This window comes from Paenibacillus sp. PDC88 (assembly GCF_900106725.1).
GTDB lineage: Bacteria > Bacillota > Bacilli > Paenibacillales > Paenibacillaceae > Paenibacillus > Paenibacillus shunpengii.
On the sequence record NZ_FNNT01000003.1, the window covers coordinates 530,465 to 556,256 of the forward strand.

Sequence of the window (25,792 nt, forward strand, 5' to 3'; positions counted from 1 at the left end):
TACTTACCACCATACGTACACCTTAGAGTTATTTTTTATAAAGTGCATACTTCAAAAGTTTTAACCCTTATCTCAAACTTGGAGTTAGTCCAATGCTCTCAAAAACCTTTTAATCATTTTCATTAACAAAACAGATTATATAATACCACTTTCTAAATTTTGAAATACTTTGATGAAAGCTCAATGTTTCCAAGAAACTTTATTTTATATTTATGATGTAATTGAATTGGGAAGAAGGATTTCTTTAGTTTTGAGTAGAATCCTCACTAAAATTGTCTTCAAGCATAAAAATGACTATTGCTGAACTCCGGTCTATCCTAAGAGAAATGTATCTGCATTGCCCCGCATGGCAGACAAGCAACCAAAGTCCATTTGTTCGGAATCAAGTATGCTGATGTAATTACAAAAAATAATTATATTGTCAAATAAATTGTATGCCTTTCAGATATTAACATCTCTTATGTAACGGAAGTTAGCAAAGGCATTAACTTTTCTAAATATGTGGTTCCAAAGGAATACTTCTTCTCAAAAACTTTTATCTGGAGGACCAAAAAATTTTTGTCATTTATGATACGGTTCCCCCCGATTAATCTTCACCGCCCGGTAAATCTGCTCCACTAACACAAGTCTCATCAGCTGATGCGGCAGGGTCATACGGCCGAAGCTCAGCTTCTGCTGCGCACGCTTCAGCACCGCATCGGACAGCCCTTGGCTGCCGCCAATCACAAATACGATATGGCTTGTCCCGTACGTGCCGAGCTTGTCCATCTCGGCAGCGAGATCCTCTGAGCTCCACAGCTGACCCCCGATCGCAAGTGCAATCACATGTGCTTCACTCTTCACATGCGCCAGAATGCGCTCACCTTCGCGTTCTTTGACACCTCGTACTTCGGCTTCGCTCATATTATCCGGCGCTTTCTCATCAGGCACCTCAATGACTTGGAATTTGACATAAGGCCCTAACCGCTTCGCATACTCCTGAATGCCCTGCACTAAGTATTTCTCTTTTAATTTTCCTACGCCTATAATCTGGATTAACATGCTGTACTGCCTCCTGCTTATATTTGAACTTCTTTAAATTGATGGTTACTTTTATCTGTGGATCTAGTTTCTATAATAATGATATCCCTTTATGACCATTGTATCATGCAGCCGGAATAATCAGCCGGAATACGGTGCCCTGTCCTTTTTTACTATCTACTTCAATTCTGCCCTTCAGCTTGTTGATCGTGCTATAGACCATGAGCATCCCGAGGCCTGTGCCCTCCTGCTTCGTGGAGTAATACGGCTTGCCCAGTCTGGACAGCTCCTCCTTATCCATACCGACCCCTGTATCCTCGATACGAATAACAATGCTTCCTTTATGCTCCGAGATATGAATGATCAGCTTGCCGCCGCCCTTTTCTTTCATCGACTCAATCGCATTTTTATATAAATTAATCAGGCATTGCTGAATTTGGTGCTGATCGTAGTTTGTGCTGAGTGAATTGTCATAATGGGTCTCCACTTCAACATCATATATCATCGCATACGGCAAAATAATATTCGTTGTATACTCCAGATCTTCGCTTAAGTCTGCGTACACCATGTTCTGGGACTGCGGCTTGGCGAAGGATAGATAGTCGCTCACAATCCTCTCGGCTCGTTTCAGCTCTTCGAGTGACAGCTTAATATATCCCCGTTCCTTCTCCGTCATCGTTTCCGATTTACTAAGCAGCTGCAAGAAACCACTCGTGACGGTCAGCGGATTCCGGATCTCATGAGATACGCTGGCCGCGAGCTCGCTGACCACGTTCAATCGTTCAGACTGCAGCACGCGATCCCGATAATGGACATTGGCTATCAATTTTTCAATCAGAAGCATCGTAATGACCATGAAGACGGTATATGTCGTCAGCGCATGTCCAGCCAAGTCCCAGAAGGTATGATTCACTTGCTCAATTACAATGATTAAGGTGATCAAGTACCAGATCATTGTCACCAAAGCCGCTGCAGCCGCACCTGCAATGCGTCTCTTAGGCTTCAATCCCAGAAATCTTCTGCTATACATGGGAGCCGCTATAAATATGCTGGTTGCAAATAGAACGGCCGGTAAGACTCCTTCTCCACCAACATACAATCTGCACACGATGAGCGCCACATATAGCGGGAAGCTGCAGCGATATCCTCCAAACAAAGCAACGAGTAGAAAAGGAATATACCTCAGATCAAATGTATACCCATACTCCAATCTGAAAGGCATCAGCATACACAGACACATCGCCGCAGCGGATAATAAGACCATCACTTTTTTATTGTAAGCGAGCGGTTTATTTTCAAAGAAGATCAGGAAAATAACGACCGGAAAAAGCAAAATCAAAAAGTTTAACAACAGCGTTTCGAGCAAAGGGGCTACTTCCTTTCATCGGTATAGCATGTCTATGTTATATTTGAATATATTACTCCAATTACTCCTTCCAAGTAAATTAAACTCATTATTTAAATATTAGGGAAATTATACAAAAATAAAGCCAGATCTCCTCATCGTGAGGAAATCTGGCTTATGCATTTTATTTATTGAAATTGAATCGTACTTAGAGATGTCTTGCCGCTCAGCACGATGTATACGTCTTGACGCCCGCTCACGCCTTCCACTGTCACCGTGTAATCACGCCATCCTTGTGCTCCCGTGGAATCAAGCTCTACGCTTCCTGCCACCGGGCCTTCCGGACCTTGCAGACGAAGCTCGGCTGTTGCCGCCGTTTGGGCTGCTGCACGCAGAGTTACGCTGCTTACACCTTCACCAAATTCAGCATCCTGGAACACGATCCAGCCGGACTGCTCCTTCACTTCAACCGCGCTGCCACCTTCATGACATTCGCCAATCAGTACACCTTCGTAATCGTCATAGTTGAGCGCTTTTACAGGCTGCTTCAGATCACGCGGTGGAATGACTTCACCTTCTACCTTAAGCTCCGTATTCACTCGCAGATCCGCAGACGAAGCCCCTGCCATGAACGTATAGCTGCCGCTCTCGATACAGAAGCGCTCACGGGTAACATCCCAGATCGCCAGCTCGCTCAGCGGAAGCTTGAAGCTTACATCGGCAGATTCACCCGGCTGCAGCTGCACACGCTCGAACGCATGCAATTGCTTCAGTGGACGCTTCACACGAGACTGCTCCGCATGTCCATACAGCTGCACGACTTCTTCACCGGCAAGCTCTCCTGTATTTGTAATGCGCACCGTAATGCCTACCTCGCGATCCTGATCTGCTGATACCGTATTCCGATCAAGACTGATTTCATCATAGCGGAAGGAGCTGTAGGATAAGCCGTGTCCGAATGGATACAGCACATCGCCCTGGAAGTATTGATACGTACGATCTCCCTTGATCACATCGTAATCCATGAATTCAGGCAGCTGATCTGTCGACTTGTACCAAGTCATATTCAGACGTCCTGCTGGATTGACATCACCGAAGAGAACATCCGCTACTGCATTTCCGAGCTCTTGACCTGCATGGGTCGTGTACACAATCGCTGGAACATGCTCATCTGTCCAGTTCAGAGCATAAGGATAGCTGCCGACAACAACAACGATCGTATTCGGGTTGACAGATAGTGCTTCCTTAATCAGCTGCTCTTGAGAGGCCGGAAGCGTTATGTCCGGACGGTCAATCGTTTCTTTACCGTTAATGAGCGGATGGTTACCGACAAATACAACAGCAAGGTCTGCATCGGCTGCGGTTTCCTTCGCTGCAGCAAATTTATCAGTCACCGTCTCCACCTCGAAGATGTCTGCGCTGATCTTCTCTTCTCCGCCTGCTACCGAAGCGGCGCCGGATACATTAATCTCGTTCGCAGTCTCTTCCGCACGGCCTGTTCCCACGAGCAGCTCACCGCTGTCTTTGTTCACGGTAACCGGTGTGTCGTTCCATGTGGAGAAGGTAACCTGCTCGGCATTCTCTCCTTCAGGACGAACAAGGAAGACTTCCTTCGTAAACCATTCCCAGATCTGATCTGCAGATGCCTTCACAATACGATCGTCTGTGGTCAGATAGAGGCCATTGTCTTCAGCGATGATCGTGTGGCTGTCCCAGCCCCAATCGGTCATTTCGAAGATGGCTGCTTGATCAGCCGCTTCACCCGTAGCAGCCAGAGAGGACTGATCCTCTTTGCGTACCTGCACATAGCGTCCGCTGTCCTTCGCTTTCAGCTTCACGCGGTCAGTGCCGCCAGCAAACGTCGTTTCACCGCCATGGCTGCTCAGCTTATCCTGAATACCTTGGAGCGGAGTAACTGCGTAAGGCAGCGAGCCGCTGTACCAGTCACGATATACCGTACCGCCGAGCGGGCCAATGACAGCGACCTTCTTCAGCTTATCTGCTTGCAGCGGCAGCATATTTCCTTCGTTCTTGAGCAGAACTACGGCTTTGCCAGCTGCTTCTCTCGACAGCTTGGCATGCTCTGGATGCATAATGACCGACTCGTCGATCGCTGCATACGGGTTGCCTTCCTCTGGATCGAATTCACCAAGACGGAAACGAACGCGGAACGTATTACGCAGTGCCACATCTAGATCGCTCTCGCTGAGCAGACCTTCTTCTAAGGCTTCACGAAGTGACTGCTTAATGAGCTCGCCGTCATCTGTAATACTGTCGATACCGCCTTCCTTAACGGAACGAGCAACAGCCTCTTTGTAAGTCTCCAGGTAGCCATGATCACGGACCGTACCGGATACGTCAAACGCATCACTGACAACAAATCCGTCCATGCCCCATTCCTGCTTCACAATCGCGTTGACATCCGGGCTAAGGTTAGCTGGAACGCCGTTGATAGCATTATACGCTGTCATCATGGACTGAGCGCCGCCCTCTTTAAACGGAATCTCAAACGCTTTCAAATAATACTCACGCATATTACGCGGATCAATGCTGACTGATGCATCGCCGCGGCCAACCTCGTTATTGTTCGCGATAAAGTGCTTCAGTGTCGCAATCGCTTTCATATACTTCGGATGATCACCCTGCATTCCCTTAACCAGAGCGGATGCGAGTTTACCGGCGAGTACCGGATCTTCACCGTAAGCTTCCTCTGTACGGCCCCAGCGAGGATCGCGTTCCATATCGACCGTCGGTGCCCATAAGGTCAGACCGTTGATCTCTGGATTTTTCTTATAAAAGCCCCGTGCTTCGTCACCGATTGCGCTTCCAATTCGCTGCATCAGGTCCGTGTCCCACGTACATCCGAGACCGATCGGCTGCGGATATCCGGTTGCTTCTCCAAGCCATGCCATACCATGAGCTGCTTCCGTACCATGCTTGTAAGCCTTCACACCAAGGCGTTCTACTGCCGTTTGATATTGAATCATAAGTCCCACTTTTTCTTCCAAAGTGAAGCGAGAAACCAAGTCATTTACCCGTTCTTCAAGTGGAAGGGAAGTGTTCTGGAATGGATATTGTGTTGTACTCGACATATTGAATCCTCCTTCGGGTAGACTCCCTCAAGCGTATTTTATGACATATCCCATATAGGGGCTACCCGAATAATTAGAGGCGTTTTCATAGAATATTAGAGTTGCGGAATGCGGTTTGAAGCCGCCTGAATCGCATGGTATGCCCAGTGGCTTCGCGGAACATCGGTCCACAACTGCTGCTGCACATCGTTTACTCCAGAACGTCCGAGCACGCGATTAATCACCGTTACGGCTTCCGCTCGGGTCAAATACTGATCCGGATGGAAGGGTCCGCCTGCTGTTCCGATCATATATCCTGCCTCGGCAGCCAATGCGATGTTGGATTCAGACCAATGATTTATGGCATCCGTAAAAATAGTGGCTGTGCTGCCTTGAGTCAGCTTCGACTCCAGACCTGCCCAGCGAACAACAATCGCTGCCATCTCTGCCCTTGTGATCGAGCGGCCCGGCTTAAAGGTGCCATCCCGATACCCGGACATCAAACCACTCTTTGTTATTTGTTCTATCTCTGTGCCAGCCCATCCAAATGTATCGATGTCCTTGTAACTCACAGCATACTCTGTTTGAGTTGTTGCAGCCTGAACCCGATACAGCATGGCTGCCATCTCAGCTCGGGTAACGGCCTGACCTGGGCGGAACGTGCCGTCTGAATAACCTGCTATATATGCATCCCGGAAAGGAGTATCCTCTTTATCCTCTGTCTCCGATAGATCTCCGTCTGTTTCCTTCTCATCGTCGTTCTGACTATTCCCATTCTCACCCGCGGAGCCGTTAGGTATAGGTAAAGTCCCTGTTCCAGCATCTTCGGCCGGCTGTGGAGTTGGTGTCGGTTCTGGTTCTGGATCTGGTTCTGGATCTGGATTCGATCCTGACCCCGATCCCGGTTCATAAGCACGCTCGAAGCTCAAATAAAAATCATCCAAGGTCCCCCACGCGCCTCCATCCGCTTTTATGGCTGCACCAATCGTGATCTCGCCCTCTGTCACTAGAATGTCCTTAATTTCAGGGGTACTCCACTGTACCCATCCATTCACCACTGTGTCAGCTCTCAATTCATTCCCATTCACGATCGCATATAAATACATCTCCGGATTAGCCGCATCGCCGCCTTGAAGATTCATAGATACATTGTAGTAACCAGGCTCAAGACCTTCTACTGTCTGCTGGGCCTTGAAATCCACCTGATCTGCAGAATAGAAATGCAGCGAGTAGCTGCCCGTCTTGGCATCCATTGCATTATTCTGATAATCCGTGTGCGGTACTGCACCTTCCGGATAGGTAATACTCCACATGCTCCGGTCACTTTGTTCAAAGCTTCCATTAACGATCCAATTTCTCTTCTTAATCTGCAGAAATGCCTGTACGCTATGCCCGCCTTCTGCCGTGCCTTCGATCACATAGCTGCCAGGGCCTGCTGTTATGGCATTACCCAGCTGCGCCTCATCCCAGGTTACCGTCACGGTCCCTGTTGTTCCATCATTGTAGGTTACACTTGTTACACTAGGTAATGAGAATGGTTCGCCCGCGATAGCCGATAGGTGTACGTCCTGAACGGCATCGATGACAATCGGGGCCACAGCACCCGTATGAACATATTTGAATACATTCAGTGATGGCAAGGGATGTCCTGCAAAATCAAACAACGCCTGATTATCAACGGCGCTTCCGCCATACCACTTCCCGGCATCATGCGGATCATATTCCGCTGCATAGCTGGATGCCCAGCCTGAACCATGTGCTTCCCAGATCGTTCTGTTCTGTTCAAGCTGATCCTTGGGACCCACCGGAAGCCATGCCGGTTCCCAGTAGAACACCCCAATGCCGGCTTCCCCTACCTTGGCTACTGCCTCAATGACATTACGTACCGAGGTAGCCTGTCCTTGAACCGTAATAGGATACTCAAGGGTTTGTCCTGAATTGCTTGGTGCTGTGTTACCGTGTCCGTCCCCATCCTGATCCGTATAGGTGTATGAGGTTTCGGCAACCATGACCTTTTTGCCATACGTGTCGGCAACCTCTGTCAGGACAGCCGTCAGGTTGGACAGCGTACCATGCCAGAATGGGTAATAGGAGCTTGCAAACACATCATAATCTACATTATATCTCTCTAGTTCTTCCGCATAGTGCATGTATCTTCCTGATGTTTCAGGATTCGTAAAATGCAGGGCAACTAGAATTTCCGAATCCACCTCTCGAATGGCCCGGCTTCCTTCATTAAATAGCTCGCTGATATGTGACCATTCCGTCTCCCCTGCAAACTGTCCATTCGTTTCATTGCCAACCTGAACCATTCCAATGTCAATGCCCTCGGCCAGCATCACTTCCAGGCTGTCTTTTGTATACTGGTACAATGCTTCCTTCTTCTCTTCAAAGGTCAGGCCTTCCCATGCCTTCGGCGCTTTCTGCTTCGCCGGGTCTGCCCAGAAATCGGAGTAATGAAAATCCACCAGCAGCTTCATTCCGTTAGCCGTTGCCCGCTTACCTATCTCAATCGCCCGAGCGAGGTCGTTATTACCGCCGCCATAACCATTGCCTGATGCGTCATAGGGATCGTTCCAGATCCGAACACGCACATAATTGACGCCTGCGTCATGCAGTGTTGTAAATATGTCCTGTGTATGACCAGCCTCATTATAGAACTGGACACCACTCTCCTCTAGCGCGATAATGCTGGAGATATCCACTCCCTTGATGAAGTCGGGAGACAGCCCCTCTACTTTTTGCACAAAAATATCTGCATCTACCGGCTTCGTCGTATCCGTGCTCACTTGTCTTAACTCGGCCTGATCGAGATATCCCCAGGAATTTGGTGCACCGCTGATGATTGCACCTATATTCAGATTCGCAGTCTCCTCTTCCAGAATGAATTGCAGACGCAGCTTCCCCCATTCGTTGTAGCCCGTCGTAAGCACTTCATCCCCCATATCCTGACCAGCGATTAAGGTTACGCTGCCAGCTTCTGCAGCATCACCACCCATCGATTGAATGGATAACTCATAGGTACCAGAAGGCAGGCTTGAAACCGTTTGTGTTAGCGTAATTGTCTGCTCCCCAGTGGCCGTATCCTTGATCCAGTATTTAAAGGCATGCTCTCCTTCAAACCCCTCAATATAGGAGTCATCCTGATAGGCAAACCGCTGAATATCCACGGTATTCCAATTGTCAGTAGCGATATTCCATGATCCATCTGTCCAGAAATCAGACTCATATCCGCCATTCATAAGGTACGCATTATGTGGGTTCGCATGTGCCACAGATCCTCCGATTCCAGTCGGTATACTGAATCCCGTAAACCCCATCATCGCAGCCAATATAAGACTGCCTATCCTTTTTCCCATTCAATCATCCCCCATCATTTATCCCAATAAAATAAAAGCACACTCATGCTGATCCTAGTAATTAATCTATCGAATTTTTTTGTAAGCGCTTTATAAATAATATATCAATGGGGGCGCCGGGCGTGAACGGATAATAAATGAACATTTCGTGTGCTAAAGCAACTACTTTGGCACAAGGTCTCTATAAAACACAAAAAGAGCGCAGTAACACGCTCTTCTCCCATCCCTATAATGAACATCAAGCTCTAGCTTCCTACGATGCTACACGACCAGAAATTCCGCATTGTTGTCGCATTCGGAGCATTTCACCGGCGGATCCCAATCCGAGAATTCGGTTTCCTTCAGATCGACAATATCCGGTGCGTCCTCGAACTCATCGACGAACAAATCAATGGCATGCTCCACATGCTCTTTACATACGGTGTACATTCATTCAAGCATCCTTTCTGTCTTGAGGCCTTTCTTATATGGGGTCATCCTCTGTCTTCATGCAATACATAAATTAATAACCCCTTCTCCTGTTCTACCATACCTGTCCTAGAAAATAAACCCTTAATCTGTTTATTCTGTTCCAGCCTATCCCTATCTTTCCCCGCAGGCACCCAATGTCATACAGATATCCTATTCCAACCTGTGCTTCGTTCTACATTCAGATAATTCAAATCCCGTTCCAGTTATTGTAAAATAGGAAATGATCCATTTCCGAAAGGAGGGAAAACCTATCCATTCCGATCTTAATTCTCTCTTGATAGTTACGTTCTTTATTCTAAATGCGCTGTATTACTTTCTGTTCTCCTGGAGCTTTGAAGTAGTCAGATCCGAGCCTATAGAGAAAACAACCACCTTGAAGAGGATAGATATCGCAAGTGCGATAATTTCGATGGCTCTTGTCATGGTTAGCGTGTATATCATGGAACAGCCAAATGCCTTACTATTTTTCGCGTTTACCCTGATTCATGCCTATAATGCGTTTAAAGAATGGAAACTCAATCGACCCTCAAGAGAGTATTTACGCTCATTGTCTTTATGTATCTTCAGTGCTGCTTACACCGTGACTGCCTTCGTCGTCTACCACTAAGCCAGCTGCAGCTCAGCCTAGGCAGCTTCATTCAATTCTTATGAGACTTCACATCTTGATCCACATAAAAAAAGTCCGACATCATCATGTCGGACTCTAGCGAAATGGTGAGGAGCAAGCTGTCTAAACTTCTACTCTCACCACTCATTCCACTATTATTCCACCGGCTTATCGGTCAGCTTCACCGTTGCTTCCTGCAGCTTCCCATCCCGGTAATAAGAGATGACCATCTCATCCCCGATCTTCTTCTTATCATACAGATACTTTCGCACATCCATCGTCGATTGGATCGGCTCTCCGTCAAATTCAACGATGACATCATTCAGCTTAAGTCCTGCTTCGCCCGCTGGTCCGGATGACTCCAGTACAAGAGCGCCTTCCTCTACCGAATCAGGCAGCTTCAGCTCCTTGCGCTGCTCCTCGTCAAGCGGTGCATAGGAGCTCGACAGATCAATTGTGTACACACCGAGGAAGGGTCTTGATACTTGGCCATCCTCCATCAGATCGGTCACAATCTTCATCACATCTTCTGTCGGAATCGCAAAGCCAAGGCCTTCAACCCCCATGTCTGCAATCTTCATCGTATTGATCCCGATCAGCTCACCCTGCATGTTGATCAGCGCTCCGCCGCTGTTGCCCTCATTGATGGCAGCATCGGTCTGAATAACATTCTGCTCCCAGTCATATACTCCGTCCTGGTTAATCGATACAGGGATCATTCGGTTCGTATAGCTTACAATCCCCGAAGTCATCGTACCGCCAAGCCCCAGCGGATTGCCGATCGCAAGTACGGTTTCTCCCCGGCGAATCTGCTTCGAGTCACCGATCTCAACCGTTGTATTGATGCCTTTACTGTCAATGGACAGTACGGCTATATCGCTGATTCGGTCCTTGCCGATGAGCTGTGCCTCCTTGGATACCCCATCCACTGTAACAGCCTCCAGATTATCTCCACTGTCCACAACATGATGATTGGTCATGATATAGGCGGTATCGCCTTCAATCTTAAAGATGACTCCTGATCCCAGAGCTGCATCCTCTATGCGGGAGCCGTCGATCTCACGATGGCTGACAATACTGACAACAGCAGGCCTTACCTTGTCACCGGCAGTAATAATGCGTTCATACGGATCACCTTGCGCTGTTCTAAGTGAAGTACCGGAGAAGGCCGTCTGAGCATCCCCCGGCATCGCAACGAGAGCGAATAGACCAACAGATACAACCGCACTAATCACCGAGCTAATAATGGCAACTTGAAGCATGGAAAGAGAGGAGGACCCTGATGTACTTACTGTTTTTGGCCAGAATTTCTTACGGCTGAATCTTACCCGCCCTATCGATTTTCCGGCCCGTTTCGATACTTTGGTGGAATAAAATTCGTCATCAAACAAACCCATTAAATCCTCTCCCCTTCGTATCACTACGCATCAAGACCTGTTCTTCTCGCCTTAACACTTGTTACATGGTTATATATCAAATCATCAAATGTATGAATCAAGACACTACTATATTAGACACCTCCGTTGCACAAAAAGTTTCTAGGAACTTTTTCCAGCACAACGACCCGTCTAGAACGAACAATAAGACATATACCTTAATTTCACCAAAAATTAGAAGATTCAAGCAGTCTTTCGTTCAATTCAAACAGCCTTTTTAGCATACCACGGCTCTATATTTCGTTACAGAGGAAAAAACAGGAATGATTCTATGCTCTCCTGACTACAATAGAATACAAGCCGAATTAAAGAGATTAATAGAAGGAGGTCTACACATGAATCGTGTCTACTCTGCAATGGAAGAGATCCAAATGGCAGCCAAGCTGGCTGATCTGAAGGAAGAGCATTATCGCAATACCCTCGCCCTCAGTGTAATCATCGAGCTGCTCGTCGAGAAGAATATCCTGACCCGTGAAGAGGTGGAGAAAAAAGCAGCCGAGCTCGACAGCTTTATGGAGAGCCCACCTTATCCCACGGTGTAGGCCGGTCATAATACGTCTCGCACAGCTGAAATTCACTGTCCTTGTAGAAGCAGCCCCGGTCCTCCATCGCACCGCGAACGGTCAACTTCGCCAGCTCCATCATATTATGGTCCCGGCTCAAATGTGCTAAATACGCTCGTTTGGTTCGGCCGTTCAGCAGCTCACTAAGTGCCGCACCTGCCGCTTCGTTAGACAAGTGTCCCAGATCACTCATGATACGGCGCTTCGTATTCCACGGGTACCGTCCCATCCGAAGCATGTCAATGTCGTGATTGGATTCGAGCACGAGCACATCTGCATCCGATATGGCAAGTCTAACCTTGTCGCTCATATAACCGAGATCGGTGGCTACACTCAGCTTCTCCTTGCCATCATAAAATGAATAACCCACCGGCTCGGCTGCATCATGAGAGATCCCGAAAGATTCCACACGCAGTGACTCAAACTCACGGACCTCTCCGCTCTCCATGATCCTGATGTTCTCCTCTGGAATTTTGCCAAGCGCCTTGTGCATCGCCTTCCAGGTATTCGTGTTTGCATAGATCGGTAAATTATATTTACGTGCCACTGCGCCTAGTCCTCGAATGTGGTCAGAATGCTCATGCGTTACCAAGATTCCATCCAGCTGAGACCCAAGCATGTCCCGTTCAAGCAGCAGCTCATCTATTCGTTTGGCACTCAGGCCAGCATCTATTAATAAAGCAGTATCCTCATTACGCACGACAGTCGCATTGCCTGTCGAACCGCTCGACAATACGGTAAAAGCGATCCCCATAGCTTAAAACTCCTTACGGTTTATCTGACTTCGGACTAATAACCTCTCCGCTAATGCCCTGCACAAAATACTGCTGCCCGCTCTCGAGCACGAATCGCCATGCAGGGGCTGCGACCTGGCTGTCCGAGTTGAACTCCTCTCCATAATATCCGAGCTCAATATCCTGAACGACGGCTTCATCGGGCAAGAATAATTCAACCAATGTGCCAAGCGCCTTCGAAGCCGGAAGCACCTGTTGTTCTTCTTCAAATGTCGACATTTCAATCGGTGACAGCTCATAAGCCGTTATTTTTTGATTGGAATAATACAGTGCCAGGTCCACATGAAACAACGGCCATTTCTGTTCAGCCAGCGGATGCAGGATGAAACGATCCAGCACGTCTGGATTGGCCAGCGGATCGAGCTTATATTCCGCAATGTTCTTAATAAATGGCTGCAGCGCTGCTTGCATCTCCTGCTCAGAGAAGATCAGCTTGCTGTCGATCGGCTCTTCCAGCTGAATCGGCTTTGCTGCCTTGCTTCCATTCACATACCGATAGGTGAGCTTGGGCATGGCAGGTGTTTCACTTGGAATGGGAGCGAGAATCTCGATTCCCTTCTCTTCCATGAGCCGCTGTGTGCTCTCTCCCAGCGAGGTGAAGTCCAGACTTGAGCCCGCAGTTTCCCGCGCATCCATCCAGAGCTGATATCCGAGTACCAGATTCAGCAGTAAAAAAGCATAGATTAACACATTCTTAGCACGGCCCCAATCCATTTCCTCACCTCATTTCATTATAGACCTTTGACAGCACAAGTCCAGGGTAGTGGAAGCACATCAAGAAGATGGAATCGTACTCACTTGACCGCTGGCCAGCGTGATTTCCCATACGGGAACCAGCTTCATTCCAGCCTCTGATACGACCGGCTGATAAGCCGGATTTAGCTTGATAACCTGCTGTTCGCCTGCTGCCGCCTTGATCTGTTCAGCCAGCTCGTCCCCATAAGGAAGCTGCACCATCTCCTTGCCGAGCTCCTCAGCTTCATTAAGATACAGCAGTGAACGCTCATATGTGGATACGAGCTCCTTCTGAACCTCGAGACGCATATGCTCATATCCATACTCCGGCAAATCGAGCACCGGATAACTCTCGTAATAGGGGAGTAGATGGACCTCCGTGCTGTCTCCATCTGAGTCAATTTGCATCTGGTACGTGCCATTAAATCCCCCATGCTGATTAACAAAATCAATCGCCGCAAGAGTATCCTTTGTCCGATCACCCTCGCTCGCCTGTACGGCTGCCGGGTCATTATAGCTGACCCAGCGCTGATTGAAATTCACCTGAAGACTACGCTTGCTGTCCGTATAGATTTCTGATCCATCCTTCTCCTGGATGTTCCGTGTCATGCTGGGATCGAAGAACAGGCTTCGCTGCATCTGCTCCACCGTGTACTGCTGGGTCCCCAGCTCGGCCTGAACCATCTCCAGTGCTTCTTCAGGAAGATAATATCCTCCACTAGTCAGCTTGTAGGGAGTCCAGCCTGCCCCGAAGTCGACATGCTGCTTAATATCCTGAACTGTAAGATCCACATCGGCAGCTTCGTACACCACGTCGCCCTGTGAACTAAAGAACAAGGCACGTGCCTTGTCATCACTATCTGTATATATCCAGATCTTATTGATTGTTTCAGCTTCAAATAATGGATCACTGCTGAGCTGCATCACTCTTTGCAGCAGTGCCACCGGCATCCCGCCTTCGAACGACAGCTCAATTCCCAGATTCTCTTTCTTCAGCTCATTCCAGTTCTCCGAGCTCACACTCTGTCTCTGAAATTCTCCGAAGCTGCGCCCGGCAAGCCGCGAATAAATCAGCTGATAGAAGGTCGATTCTGGGTAGAAAAGTGTGTGCCGGTCTTCACCCATATGAATAACCATGTGATCAGGGAAGATCAGATTCTCGATTCGCTGCTCCTGACCCATATTCTCCGTCTTGATATAATTGGAATCGCTCGTAACAACCGAATAGCTGCCTGGCAGCCGGTAGATGAGAAAATAGCTCTGAAACAAGCTTGCGGTGATCAAGATTGCGAGTACGATCGTCTTGAATCTTTCCTTCATCTACAGCTCACTCCCTTCTTGCTCCAGCGGAAGTGTAAAGGTGACCTTCGTCCCTCTGCCCAGCTCCGATTCCAGCTCAATGTCTCCCCCATGGGCTTTGACGATCTCGCGTGCAATAGATAGTCCAAGACCCGTTCCACCCATACTGCGCGATCTCCCCTTCTCAACCCGATAAAATCGTTCAAAAATACGGTCAATATCCTTCTTCGGTATGCCGATTCCGGTATCTTCCACGGATATAGCGACCGTATCTCCCATATGAGTCGCGGATAAAGTAACGCTGCCGCCCTCATGCGAGTACTTCAGCGCATTGGATACCAGGTTATCCAGCAGCTGGTCGATCTGATCCCGGTCCAGCGGCACCTCCGGTACATCCTGGTCCACGATAACCGCCACATTCATATACTTCTGCTGCATTTGGAAGGAGAACCGGTCGGCTACCTCATCCAGCACATCCATGATCACGGTCGGCTGCTTCCGCAGCGGTGCTTCATTGGAATCAAGCCGGGATAAATGAAGCAGGTCCGTGACAAGCCGAATCATACGCTCGGTTTCATTTTGAATAACCCCAACAAATCGTCCTCCGAGCTCCGGATCTTCAATGGCTCCATCATCCAGCGCTTCTGCGTAGCTCTTAATCGTCGTCAGCGGTGTACGCAGCTCATGAGACACGTTGGCCACGAATTCTCGCCGGGATGCCTCCAGCTCCTCCTGCTCGGTAACATCCTGCAGCACGATAATGGCCCCTGTTCGTTCTTGATCGCGCCGCTGCACCGGTGTGAAGGTAACCCGAATCACCACCGAATCGTTCTGACCAGATGGCTGGATTTGAAGCAGTGTTGACGCGGTAATTCCGCTCAGCATCGTCTCTGCTTCTTCAACCTCAAGCCCGAGTACGACTGCAAAATGCCTGCCGCTCATCGCAGCTTCATCCCGGCCCAGCATCATGCTTGCCCGTTTATTGACCAGAATGATCCGGCCGAGCTCATCGGTAGCGATTACGCCGTCACTCATATTTGCCAGAATAGAAGACAGCTTGTCCTTCTCCTCTTCATTCTCAGACAGTGCCGTTCTGAGCTGGCTCGTCATATAGTTAAAGGTGCTGCTGAGCTGCCCGATCTCATCCTTGCCGAGCACAGGCATCTTGGTGCTGAAATCCCCTTCTGCCACGGCGTTGGCCTTGCGTGTAAGCTCCTTGATAGGGGCTGTGATGGTATGTGACAGAATGACGCCCAGTACAGCGGTCAGTCCAAGTGCAATCAGCACCCCGGAGATAAATATGTTATTAATCCGCTCCATTGTCGTATACAGCTCATTCATCGATGCCGCGATATACACAGCACCTACGATTTTGCCCCCAGAGGAAACGGGCTTGGCTACGACTTTTTTGCGGACATTATCTTCGTCAATTATGTTTTCTTCGTTGTCGCGGATTCCTTGCAATGCACGGCTTACCACCGTCTGCGTGTTCTTGCGTCCGATATAATCGTTATGTGAGCTGAGCGTCGTTGTTAATACCCGTCCGCTTGCATCCAGCACCTGAATCTCGGCTCCGTTGATGTTAAAGAGATTGTTGACGAGCGTGCCCAGATTCTCTGTGCTGTCCTCTTCTCCCTCACTGTCACCTGTAACCAGCGCTTCAGCAACCAGAACAGACAGCATTTCAGCTCGCGCATGCAAATCCTCTGTGAAATTGCTCGTGAGTGAAGTCTTCATCGCACTGACAAAATAAACCCCGATCAGCTGCATCGCCACCAGAATAAGCAGCACATATACAATGATCAGCTTCGCCTGCACCGTGCGGAAATAAGAGGTCCATTTCATCTACAAGACTCCGTTCTTCGATCCCCGAATCAAGTACCCCAGTCCTCGGCGGGTAACAATCGTTTCCGGTTTGCTCGGATTCTCTTCAATCTTCTCCCGCAGCCTTCGGATCGTCACATCGACTGTGCGGACATCGCCAAAGTATTCAAATCCCCATACCGCCTGAAGCAAATGCTCTCTTGTCATGACCTTGCCTGCGTTCTTGGCCATATAATAGAGCAGCTCATACTCTCGATGTGTAAGATCAAGAGCCTGTCCATTTCTGTAGGCTGTATACATATCTGTATCAAAATAAAGATCGTGCAGCTTCAGACCCTGTGCCTCTTCCTCTGTCTGCGGAGGCTCCGCTGCTGTCTCTGACTTCTGCTGTCTTCGCATCTGTGCCTTGACTCTTGCGAGCAGCTCGCGTGTGCTGAACGGCTTCGTCACGTAGTCGTCTGCTCCCAGCTCAAGCCCAAGCACTTTATCAATCTCGGAGTCCTTTGCTGTGAGCATGATAATCCGGGTTTCCAGCTGAGCCCGCACCTCCCGGCATACATCCATTCCATCCTTGCCAGGGAGCATCAGATCAAGCAGGATTAAATCCGGTCTTTCGGATAGAGCGAGCTCAACTGCTTGAATGCCATCAAATGCACAGATAACCTCGTATCCTTCTTTCTCTAAATTAAATTTCAGGATATCTGCAATCGGCTGTTCATCATCGACCACTAGAATCTTTCCCTGCATCCGTTCGCCCCACCTTTGATTTTGCGTCTTCTATAACCGCCTTTTTTATAATCGTATTCTCATTCTAACATACCTAAACTGGCAACTTCACTAGGTGAAAAGGGCTCTTTCCTCTGCTCATCAAAAAAGCATGATCTGTGTCTATACAGATCATGCTTTCCTATTTTAAGGGAGATATTTCATCGGATTTTGCGCTACACTATTCTTCTTGATTTCAAAGTGAAGATGTGTACCTGTGGAGCGTCCCGTATTCCCCATAATTCCAATGTTTTGGCCTTGATCAACAATCTGTCCTTCTTTGACTCCAATGCTGTCCAGATGACCATACACCGTCTCATATCCGTTACGATGATTAATGATAATGACGTTACCATAGCCGCTTTGCTGTCCTGCAAAGGTTACAACTCCTTCGTCAGAAGCGGTAATGGATCTGTTACCCACGAGATCAATGCCTTTGTGCTGCTTGCCCCAGCGTTCGCCGAAGCCGCTGGTGATCGTCGCGTTGACTACTGGCCACTTGAAGATGCCGCTGCCTTCACCCGTCACCTTGGTCCCTTGGAGAACGACTTTAGATACTGAAGCCTCTATAACTTCCTGACCGAGCCATTCTTCTTTTACCAATTCGCCATTTTCTTTAGTAATCCGATACTCGACCTGCTTGAGCCCGGTTTGTCCTTCCCGTACGACCTTGGTAACACCTGACTCGAGTTCGTCTGTTTGACGGATCTCTACCTGTGGTTCCGTCTCGATCTCTTCGACTACGTTCTCGACCGTCGTTACCGTAAGCGGTGGTTTTGGAATTACAAGCGTCAGCTCTTCCCCGATCCGAAGACTGTCTTCTTCTAGTTCAGGATTCAGCTGCTTGAGAGCAGCGATCGTTGTGTTGTGATGCTGGGCGATATAACTCAGGGTATCCCCCTCCTTCACCACGTACACCGTCTTCTGCTCTTGTCCCTCCGTCAGTCGTTCAATCGCCTCGTCACTGGAGAGGACCTTGCTCGGATCGGTCTTCACTTCACTAAGCACGACCTGCTCTTCAAGCTCGACGGATTCCAGGCTGACCTGCTCCCCTTCAGGAGCTTGTGAACTATCGGAAGATAGCGCAGCTACTGTTCTGATCTTAGAAGCGGACTCAGCTGCTTTTTCTTCAGCTGTAATATATTTATTTTTAACATTCTGGATGACTTGATCCGCTGTCTTCTGGTCTTTTACAATCCCTATCGTCTTGCCATCAATCTTAAGCTTAACACCTTCCGCATAACCGGTCAGTAACCCGTTCAGCTTATTGAGTGTGGCTTCGCTGTCGATCTCAGGCTTGTATGCCTGCTCTTCCTTTAGCTCAACGTCGCTGATGTCCAGCTGCATAAGAGCATCGGGATATTGCTGCTGAAGCTGTTCTATTTTACTCTCATACAGCTTCGATAGCTCATTTTCACTTTTGACTGCTCCGATATGCTCTCCCTTAACATAAACATTGTAATAAGGGATCGTATTTGCAGTTACATACGTTTCACTCGCAAAGCCTGCTGACATGGTAACAAATAATCCTGCTGCCGTTACAAGAAGCCATTTACGTGGCTTGGATAACTCCTTTTTCGGTAACGAGTTGTCAGAGCTCTTCATGTTGTCTTTCATACTGCTCATGATTTTCTCCTTTTCTCTGCCCTTTAAAAGTTCAAGCTATATTATTGCACTCCATTACATCACTTATGAGCCTTTTTATTCGTAGTTACAATCCAAGCGGTAAACGATATGTATGATTTGATCGAACGTTCAGTCCTCACTTATCGCTTTGATTACTTAGATATATGAATAAAAGGTTGCTAAATAGTATCAAAAATTTAACCTTTTGCTTACTTGTTTACTTTACCACAGCCGGAAGTCCTAGATCAACTCACCAAAACATACCAAAAACCCGCGCAAAGCGCGGGTTTCCTGAACTTTCCTTTAAGGTGTCAATACGGCCATCAGCTCATTATATTCTTCCTCTGTTAAATATTTTGCAATCACTTGCTCCATGTTCTGCAGCTCTGTCTCTGTCAAACCGCCTTCCATCGTACTAGAGATCTTCTGCATTTCATCGGCAGGAATCTTATTCATGAGCAGCTCGAATACCGCTGTCTTATCCTCGGTGGAGATGGAGTCCTTCTGATCTGTAATGTCTTCTGGTGTCATGACCATCTGGTCATCCGGTTCAGCTGTACCTGCCTCGGCCCCTTCTTCTGTTGTGCTTGAGGAAGGGGTCTCAGGAGTCTCAGACGAGCTTCCTGATGGACTGCCTGTTGATTCCCCTCCATCAGCAACTTCACTGTCTGTTTCGCTGCTCCCTTCTTCCTCACTGTTTAATTCGGGATTGTTCGGATCAGCCTGACTTGTATCCGTCCCGTCTGTTTGACTCGGTTCATCGCCTGCACTAGCATCAGAATCTGCTTTGCCATCCATTCCATTTTGGGATGGATCTGGGCTCATACTGCCAACAGAAGCTGTATCCGAATTAGGCTCTGTGCTTTCGGAAGTGTCTGATGTCTGATTCATACCCATCGCACCTTGAAACACCGCAGCAAGATTGTTCGGCGCGCCTTCCCACGTGATATTGAAGCTGGCCAGCAGTGATGAAATATAAGATTGCACAATTAGTCCTGTTGTCAGCAGAGTCAGAGTGCTCACCAGGATGACGGTCAGCAGGAGCTGCCCCGTCCATTTTAGCCATTTCATTATGTTTACGCCTCCTCCTATCTATCTCCCCTCTTCGCCGCCTAATCTAGCAGATGAGCTGGATGCTTCAGTCAATCGTTAATTTTACGTTGTCTGATTCATCCCGAAGAAGGCTATAGCCTCAGTATTGACGTATTTCTCTCTATTCTATCCTTCGAATTTTCATATTTTCACAGCAGTACTAACGCTAATTCAGGAAAGCATACCAAAAACCCCCATCCTTTCTATACAAGAAGGGATGGGGATTCTGGATCTAGATATGAAGTAAACCTTTAGTTGTCTATAGATTAAACGTAGATTGGCAGTACTTGATTCGTCTGCTCACGATTACGGCCAACGGAGAAGATCGCGATTGGAATACCTGTCAACTCCGATACACGATTCACATAATTGCGAGTCGTTTCTGGCAGATCTTCGAGTGTCTTCGCTCCGGTAATGTCCTCGCTCCAGCCTGGCATTTCTTCATATACAGCTTCACATTCTGCCAGCATTTTGAGGCTTGCCGGATAATGAGTAATGAACTCACCGCGATACTTGTATCCGACGCAAATCTTAACGGTATCCAGACCTGTAAGTACATCAAGAGAATTCAGAGACAGCCCGGTAATACCGCTGACACGTCTAGCATGACGAACCACTACCGTATCAAACCAGCCCACCCGGCGAGCACGTCCAGTTACGGTACCATACTCATGACCTTTCTCGCGAATATAGTCTCCTACTTCGTTATTCAGCTCTGTAGGGAATGGTCCATCTCCGACACGTGTTGTGTAGGATTTCGCTACCCCGATAACTTGACTGATCTTCGACGGGCCGACTCCGGAACCGATACATACACCGCCAGCCGATGGGTTGGAGGACGTTACATACGGATAAGTACCTTGGTCGATATCCAGCATAACCCCTTGTGCACCCTCGAAGAGCACCTTCTTGTCTTCATCAATCGCATCGTTAAGAACAACGGAAGTATCCGTTACATATGGACGAATAAGTTCCGCATACTCCAGATACTGTTGCAAAATCTCTTCTACATCCAGCGCCTCTGCACCGTACACTTGCTCGATCACTTGATTCTTCTCCTTCACCATATGGCGAAGCTTCAATTCGAATTCCTCAGCATCCATCAGGTCAGCAATACGGATACCGTTACGGGCTGCTTTATCCATATACGCAGGGCCGATTCCCTTACGTGTCGTTCCGATCTTATTAGGACCCTTGCGATCTTCCTCAAGTGCATCCAGCACCATATGATATGGCATAATGACATGAGCACGGTCACTGATGACCAGATTCTTCGTGGAGAAGCCGTTCTCATGAATATAATTGATCTCTTCCAATAGAGCGGCTGGATTGACAACCATACCGTTCCCGATCACACACTTCTTATCCTCATAAAAAACACCGGATGGAATCAAGCTGAGCTTGTATTTCTTACCGTCAATCAGAATGGTATGACCGGCATTGTTACCACCCTGGTACCGTGCCACCACATCGGCGCTTTCCGCAAGATAATCTGTAATTTTGCCTTTGCCTTCGTCTCCCCATTGTGTACCCACAACGACTACTGTTGACATGTTCATTCCCCCGTGAGTGTCTTTTGCACTCCTTATTTTCTTAACACTTGAACTTAAATATACATTAATTAACGATTTCTATATCGCAGCCACTTCATGACTGCAGCTCTCGCAGACATTCGAATGTCCTAGATTTTCACAAGATTACGAACCGCCCTCATATCACGGCAAAAAGCCCTACCTTAATCGCCATTCCCCTCAGGAAATGACTGTTGCTGTAAGGTTTACCTCAAAAAGCAGCAATTCAAGTGTACCAGTCACTCCTATCAAAGTCAAATAAAAAAGCGAACATTAAATTATAAGTAAAATTTATCGTTCGGGATTTGCTGGACAACTCCGCTTAAAATGATAAAATCCACTCCCCACGGTGCAATCAGCACACGAGAAGTGGATTGATAGTTTAATAGGTAAGAATGCGTCGTCACCCGGCAAAGGCATCCGAATGCACGCGTTCATAATTAACGAATTTATTGAAGTTCTTCAAGAAGACCAGCTCGACAGTGCCCACCGGACCATTACGCTGCTTGGCTATAATAATCTCGATGATATTCTTCTTCTCCGTCTCCTGATTGTAGTAATCGTCGCGGTATAAGAAGGCTACAATATCGGCATCCTGCTCAATGGAACCGGATTCCCGAAGGTCACTCATCATCGGCCGTTTATCTTGGCGCTGCTCGACACCCCGGCTGAGCTGGGACAGAGCAATGACCGGCACATCCAGCTCCCGTGCAATCTGCTTAAGGGTACGGGAGATTTCTGATACTTCCTGCTGCCGGTTCTCCCCAGCCTTGCCTCGTCCCTGAATCAGCTGCAGGTAGTCGATGACGATCATCCCGAGCCCTTTTTCCTTCTTCAGACGGCGGCATTTAGCACGAATATCAGCCACGGTAATTCCTGGTGTATCATCAATATAAATTTCGGCTTCTGACAAAGCAGCGATGCCCATGGTCAGCTTGGACCAGTCGTCATCACTCTTGAACTCCCCGTTCCGCATTACGCCTGCATCGAGATTGGCTTCCGCACAGATCATACGCTGTACCAGCTGTGCGGCGGACATCTCAAGACTGAAGATCGCTACGGTCTCGTTCGCTCTAACCGCTACGTTCTGGGCAATGTTCAGGGCAAATGCCGTCTTCCCTACGGAAGGACGGGCAGCCACAATGATCAGGTCATTCCGCTGGAATCCGCTCGTCATCTTGTCCAGATCAACGAAGCCCGAAGGGATTCCTGTCGTATTCCCCTTGTTCTGATACAGTGACTCTACCTTCTCGAAGACCTCCATAACGACATCTCGGATGGCGATAAACCCACTGCTTGAGCGGCGGTTGGAGATCTCCAGAATGCGACGCTCTGCATCGCTGAGCATGCCGGATACGTCTTCCCCGCCGGCATATCCTTCGCTTACGATCTGCGTCGCTGTACGAATGAGTCTGCGCAGCATCGATTTTTCCTCGATGATCTGTGCATAATAATCAACATTAGCAGCGGTCGGCACCGCATGTGCCAGCTTGGCCAAATAGGTTACCCCGCCAATCTCATCTAACTGCCCTTTGTCCTGCAAGAGTGAGGTCAGTGTAATGAGATCAATGGGCTGATTGCCTTCTCCAAGCTCAATCATCGCTTCGTAGATCAGCTGATGGGGCTTGTCATAGAAATCATCGGTTGTCACCCGCTCCATAGAGGTAATGAGTGCTTCCGATTGAATAAGAATTGCACCTAGAACCGCTTGCTCGGCTTCCAGGTTTTGCGGCGGAACACGATCAAAATAAATCTCGCCGCCCATCTTATTCCTCCGTTACTTGGACCTTGAGCGTAGCTTTGACATCAGGGTGGAGCTTAACCGGAACCTGAGTCACTCCCAAGTTACGGATTGGCTCGTCCAGTTCAATTTTGCGTTTATCCACTTTGAAGCCTTGCCCTGCAAGTGCTTCTGCGATCTGCTTGCTCGTAATCGCTCCGAATAGACGTCCGCCTTCTCCGGCTTTTGCCTTCAGCACGATGGTTGCCTCTTCCAGCTTCTTGCCGAGTGCTACCGCATCGTCCTTTTCCTGCTGCTTGCGCTTCTCTTCAGCCGCATTCTGATTCTCTAGTGTTTTCATATTGCCATCCGTAGCCGCACGTGCTAAACCTCTTGGCAGCAAAAAGTTAGAAGCGTATCCTTCGGATACCTCTTTCACTTGACCTTTTTTTCCTTGACCTTTTACATCTTTTATAAAAATGACTTTCATTCGAACAACCCCTCTTCCTTCTCGATTTCAGCCAATACTTCCAGCAGTTTTTCCTCTGCTTCCCCAATCGACATTTCCAGCTGTACGGCAGCATTGGTCAAATGACCTCCGCCCCCCAAGCGTTCCATGACAACCTGTACATTCATCTTGCCGAGTGAACGGGCACTAATGCCAATCACGCCGTCCGGTCGTTCACTAACCACAAATGAAGCAACGACATCCGTCATGTTGAGCAGCGAGTCGGCTACCTGTGCAATCAGAAGCTGCGGAATTACCTGTCCCGGCTCCGTCACAGCGACCGCAATATGCCCATACATCATTTTAGCATGTTTTATGATTTCTGCTTTCGCAATATATTCCTGTAAATCTTCCTTCAGCAGCCGCTGAACCAGCATCGAATCGGCACCGTTTCTGCGCAAATACCCCGCTGCCTCGAACGTTCTTGAACCGGTATGCATGGCAAAATGCTTCGTATCCACCGTTATTCCAGCCAGTAATGCTGTCGCCTCCAGTGGAGTGAGCTGCAGCTTATCATGAATATACTGCAGCAGCTCTGTGACCAGCTCTGCTGCTGATGAAGCATACGGCTCCAGATAGATCAGCACAGCATCGTTAATAAATTCCTCGCCTCTGCGGTGATGATCCACCACAACAACTCTGGAAATGGAGTCCACCAGCTTCGGCTCAATGGTCATGGAGGCCTTATGTGTATCCACGACAACGAGCAGACTGTGCTCGGTCATCATCTGCATGGCTTCCTCAGGCAGAATAAATGCCTCCAGCAGCCGCTCATCCTTCTTCACCTGCTCCATCAAGCGATCGATGGATGGGTTCGAACAATCCAGCACAATATAGCACTCTACATGATATAGATTAGCAGCTTTCCATAGTCCTATGGAAGCACCGATCGCATCCATATCTGGCATTTTGTGCCCCATGATGAAGACACGATCGCTCTCCTGCATTAAATCACGCAGGGCATGGGCAATCACTCTGGCTCTGACCCGGGTTCTCTTCTCCACTGCATTGGTCTTACCGCCGTAAAAAGAGAGCCGCTGTCCCGCCTTCACCGCTGCCTGATCACCGCCCCGGCCAAGTGCCATATCAAGAGACGATTGAGCCAGCTCGCCCAGCTCCCGGATATTCTCTGATCCAAAGGCGAGTCCCACACTCAGCGTCATCGGCACCTTCAGATCTGCTGTCATCTCCCTGATGTTATCCAATATAACAAATCTGCTCATCTCCAGCTGCTGAAGTGAGCTGTAATGAAGCACCATAAGGTATCGTTCGGACGATAATCTTCTTAGATAGATATGATAATCCTTAGCCCAAGCTGTAATTTCACTGGCAACACGGGCAATGAGTGCTGTTCGCTGCTGATCATCCATCCCCTGAGATGCTTCATCCAGATTATCAAGCATGATGATGCCGAGTGCAATCTTCTCATTCTCGTATTTCTCCCGTAAGGTAGCGAGCTCTGTTATCTCATAAATGTAAATGAGCCGTTCCTCGGGGTAATGAAACAGCTCATAGACCCGATCCAGCGTTTGATACTCAAATCTGATTTCATGAGCGTTTCCATGCGTATTTTCCTTGCTGCCATCCTTCTTATCCTTCTGCTTGAATGGAAGCTGCGGAAAAAAAGAAGTCAGTTCACTCCCGATCAGCGTCTTCTCTTCAAACATTCTGGATACATAAGGATTATGCCATTCAATTGAACGATCCTCACTATACAGCACGATGCCAAGCGGGATGCTCGCAGACACTTCGCCTTCAACTCTTTTGATCCGAAGATTTAGACTACCCATGTAATTGACCAGTTCTCTTCGGAATACGAACTCTTTCTTGACCATGATAAATCCGAGTACAGCGATAAGAACGAAGCAAACCAGACCCAGCGGCCAGTTATATGCAACCAGAAATGCATCCAGTATTAATAATAAAGCAAACGCCCAGACGGTCTGATAACCGTGCCAACGCTTTAACAGAAATTTAGGCATCATG

At 48.3% G+C, this 25,792-nt stretch carries 18 protein-coding genes; 1 reads left to right on the forward strand and 17 read right to left on the reverse strand.

What is annotated here, in order from left to right:
• Positions 1-561 precede the first annotated feature (561 nt).
• From rlmH to BLW49_RS13005, 6 genes are all read right to left on the reverse strand, one after another.
• Positions 562-1,041: a 23S rRNA (pseudouridine(1915)-N(3))-methyltransferase RlmH gene (gene rlmH / locus BLW49_RS12975; protein ID WP_090725017.1), complete on the reverse strand. Its 480-nt coding sequence runs from the start codon at positions 1,039-1,041 to the stop codon at positions 562-564.
• Between the two features lie 103 nt (positions 1,042-1,144).
• Entirely contained in the window at positions 1,145-2,386 is a 1,242-nt protein-coding gene (locus BLW49_RS12980) for an ATP-binding protein (protein WP_090725019.1), read from the reverse strand.
• 167 nt (positions 2,387-2,553) lie between these two features.
• Complete coding sequence (locus BLW49_RS12985; RefSeq protein WP_090725020.1) at positions 2,554-5,457, reverse strand: glycoside hydrolase family 3 protein; 2,904 nt, start codon at positions 5,455-5,457, stop codon at positions 2,554-2,556.
• Between the two features lie 95 nt (positions 5,458-5,552).
• Positions 5,553-8,795 carry a glycosyl hydrolase 53 family protein gene (locus tag BLW49_RS12990; protein WP_090725021.1) on the reverse strand — a complete coding sequence of 1,081 codons (3,243 nt, stop codon included), beginning with the start codon at positions 8,793-8,795 and terminating at the stop codon, positions 5,553-5,555.
• A gap of 261 nt (positions 8,796-9,056) precedes the next feature.
• Entirely contained in the window at positions 9,057-9,224 is a 168-nt protein-coding gene (locus tag BLW49_RS12995) for a CxxH/CxxC protein (protein WP_076314175.1), read from the reverse strand.
• An 804-nt stretch (positions 9,225-10,028) separates the two neighbouring features.
• Positions 10,029-11,270: a S1C family serine protease gene (locus tag BLW49_RS13005; protein WP_090725024.1), complete on the reverse strand. Its 1,242-nt coding sequence runs from the start codon at positions 11,268-11,270 to the stop codon at positions 10,029-10,031.
• Between the two features lie 374 nt (positions 11,271-11,644).
• Between BLW49_RS13005 and BLW49_RS13010 the strand changes: the two genes are divergently transcribed.
• Entirely contained in the window at positions 11,645-11,851 is a 207-nt protein-coding gene (locus BLW49_RS13010) for a hypothetical protein (RefSeq protein ID WP_076314172.1), read from the forward strand.
• Here BLW49_RS13010 and BLW49_RS13015 read toward each other — a convergent pair.
• The 11 genes from BLW49_RS13015 to BLW49_RS13065 form a co-directional block, all read right to left on the reverse strand.
• Positions 11,820-12,626 (reverse strand): MBL fold metallo-hydrolase, encoded by an 807-nt coding sequence (locus BLW49_RS13015; protein ID WP_076314171.1) that lies wholly within the window; start codon positions 12,624-12,626, stop codon positions 11,820-11,822. The genes BLW49_RS13010 and BLW49_RS13015 overlap by 32 nt on opposite strands.
• A gap of 13 nt (positions 12,627-12,639) precedes the next feature.
• Positions 12,640-13,380 (reverse strand): two-component system regulatory protein YycI, encoded by a 741-nt coding sequence (yycI, locus tag BLW49_RS13020; RefSeq protein ID WP_090725026.1) that lies wholly within the window; start codon positions 13,378-13,380, stop codon positions 12,640-12,642.
• Positions 13,381-13,440: 60 nt separating this feature from the next.
• Positions 13,441-14,721, reverse strand: coding sequence for a YycH family regulatory protein (locus BLW49_RS13025; protein ID WP_076314169.1), 1,281 nt, complete (start codon positions 14,719-14,721; stop codon positions 13,441-13,443).
• Positions 14,722-16,545, reverse strand: coding sequence for a cell wall metabolism sensor histidine kinase WalK (gene walK, locus BLW49_RS13030; RefSeq protein ID WP_076314168.1), 1,824 nt, complete (start codon positions 16,543-16,545; stop codon positions 14,722-14,724).
• Positions 16,546-17,271, reverse strand: coding sequence for a response regulator YycF (gene yycF, locus BLW49_RS13035; RefSeq protein WP_090725027.1), 726 nt, complete (start codon positions 17,269-17,271; stop codon positions 16,546-16,548).
• Between the two features lie 165 nt (positions 17,272-17,436).
• Positions 17,437-18,915: a M23 family metallopeptidase gene (locus tag BLW49_RS13040; protein ID WP_076314166.1), complete on the reverse strand. Its 1,479-nt coding sequence runs from the start codon at positions 18,913-18,915 to the stop codon at positions 17,437-17,439.
• Positions 18,916-19,218: 303 nt separating this feature from the next.
• A complete protein-coding gene (locus BLW49_RS13045) occupies positions 19,219-19,986 on the reverse strand; it encodes a prolipoprotein diacylglyceryl transferase (protein ID WP_090725029.1) in 768 nt (255 codons plus the stop codon).
• Between the two features lie 287 nt (positions 19,987-20,273).
• Entirely contained in the window at positions 20,274-21,560 is a 1,287-nt protein-coding gene (locus BLW49_RS13050) for an adenylosuccinate synthase (RefSeq protein WP_047912588.1), read from the reverse strand.
• Positions 21,561-21,981: 421 nt separating this feature from the next.
• Positions 21,982-23,343: a replicative DNA helicase gene (gene dnaB / locus BLW49_RS13055; RefSeq protein ID WP_047912587.1), complete on the reverse strand. Its 1,362-nt coding sequence runs from the start codon at positions 23,341-23,343 to the stop codon at positions 21,982-21,984.
• Between the two features lies 1 nt (position 23,344).
• A complete protein-coding gene (gene rplI, locus BLW49_RS13060) occupies positions 23,345-23,788 on the reverse strand; it encodes a 50S ribosomal protein L9 (protein ID WP_076314164.1) in 444 nt (147 codons plus the stop codon).
• Positions 23,785-25,788, reverse strand: coding sequence for a DHH family phosphoesterase (locus tag BLW49_RS13065; protein WP_090725031.1), 2,004 nt, complete (start codon positions 25,786-25,788; stop codon positions 23,785-23,787). Before BLW49_RS13065 ends, rplI begins: the two co-directional genes overlap by 4 nt.
• Positions 25,789-25,792 lie beyond the last annotated feature (4 nt).

Bases quoted from the DNA above. Each gene is read 5' to 3' on its own strand.
- BLW49_RS13010 (WP_076314172.1), top strand. From the start codon at position 11,645: ATGAATCGTGTCTACTCTGCAATGGAAGAGATCCAAATGGCAGCCAAG.
- BLW49_RS12990 (WP_090725021.1), bottom strand. From the start codon at position 8,795: ATGGGAAAAAGGATAGGCAGTCTTATATTGGCTGCGATGATGGGGTTT.
- BLW49_RS12985 (WP_090725020.1), bottom strand. From the start codon at position 5,457: ATGTCGAGTACAACACAATATCCATTCCAGAACACTTCCCTTCCACTT.
- BLW49_RS13025 (WP_076314169.1), bottom strand. From the start codon at position 14,721: ATGAAGGAAAGATTCAAGACGATCGTACTCGCAATCTTGATCACCGCA.
- BLW49_RS13015 (WP_076314171.1), bottom strand. From the start codon at position 12,626: ATGGGGATCGCTTTTACCGTATTGTCGAGCGGTTCGACAGGCAATGCG.
- BLW49_RS13005 (WP_090725024.1), bottom strand. From the start codon at position 11,270: ATGGGTTTGTTTGATGACGAATTTTATTCCACCAAAGTATCGAAACGG.
- yycI (WP_090725026.1), bottom strand. From the start codon at position 13,380: ATGGATTGGGGCCGTGCTAAGAATGTGTTAATCTATGCTTTTTTACTG.
- BLW49_RS13050 (WP_047912588.1), bottom strand. From the start codon at position 21,560: ATGTCAACAGTAGTCGTTGTGGGTACACAATGGGGAGACGAAGGCAAA.
- walK (WP_076314168.1), bottom strand. From the start codon at position 16,545: ATGAAATGGACCTCTTATTTCCGCACGGTGCAGGCGAAGCTGATCATT.
- BLW49_RS13045 (WP_090725029.1), bottom strand. From the start codon at position 19,986: ATGAAATGGCTAAAATGGACGGGGCAGCTCCTGCTGACCGTCATCCTG.
- BLW49_RS13065 (WP_090725031.1), bottom strand. From the start codon at position 25,788: ATGCCTAAATTTCTGTTAAAGCGTTGGCACGGTTATCAGACCGTCTGG.
- rlmH (WP_090725017.1), bottom strand. From the start codon at position 1,041: ATGTTAATCCAGATTATAGGCGTAGGAAAATTAAAAGAGAAATACTTA.
- yycF (WP_090725027.1), bottom strand. From the start codon at position 17,271: ATGCAGGGAAAGATTCTAGTGGTCGATGATGAACAGCCGATTGCAGAT.
- BLW49_RS13040 (WP_076314166.1), bottom strand. From the start codon at position 18,915: ATGAGCAGTATGAAAGACAACATGAAGAGCTCTGACAACTCGTTACCG.
- BLW49_RS12995 (WP_076314175.1), bottom strand. From the start codon at position 9,224: ATGTACACCGTATGTAAAGAGCATGTGGAGCATGCCATTGATTTGTTC.
- dnaB (WP_047912587.1), bottom strand. From the start codon at position 23,343: ATGGGCGGCGAGATTTATTTTGATCGTGTTCCGCCGCAAAACCTGGAA.
- rplI (WP_076314164.1), bottom strand. From the start codon at position 23,788: ATGAAAGTCATTTTTATAAAAGATGTAAAAGGTCAAGGAAAAAAAGGT.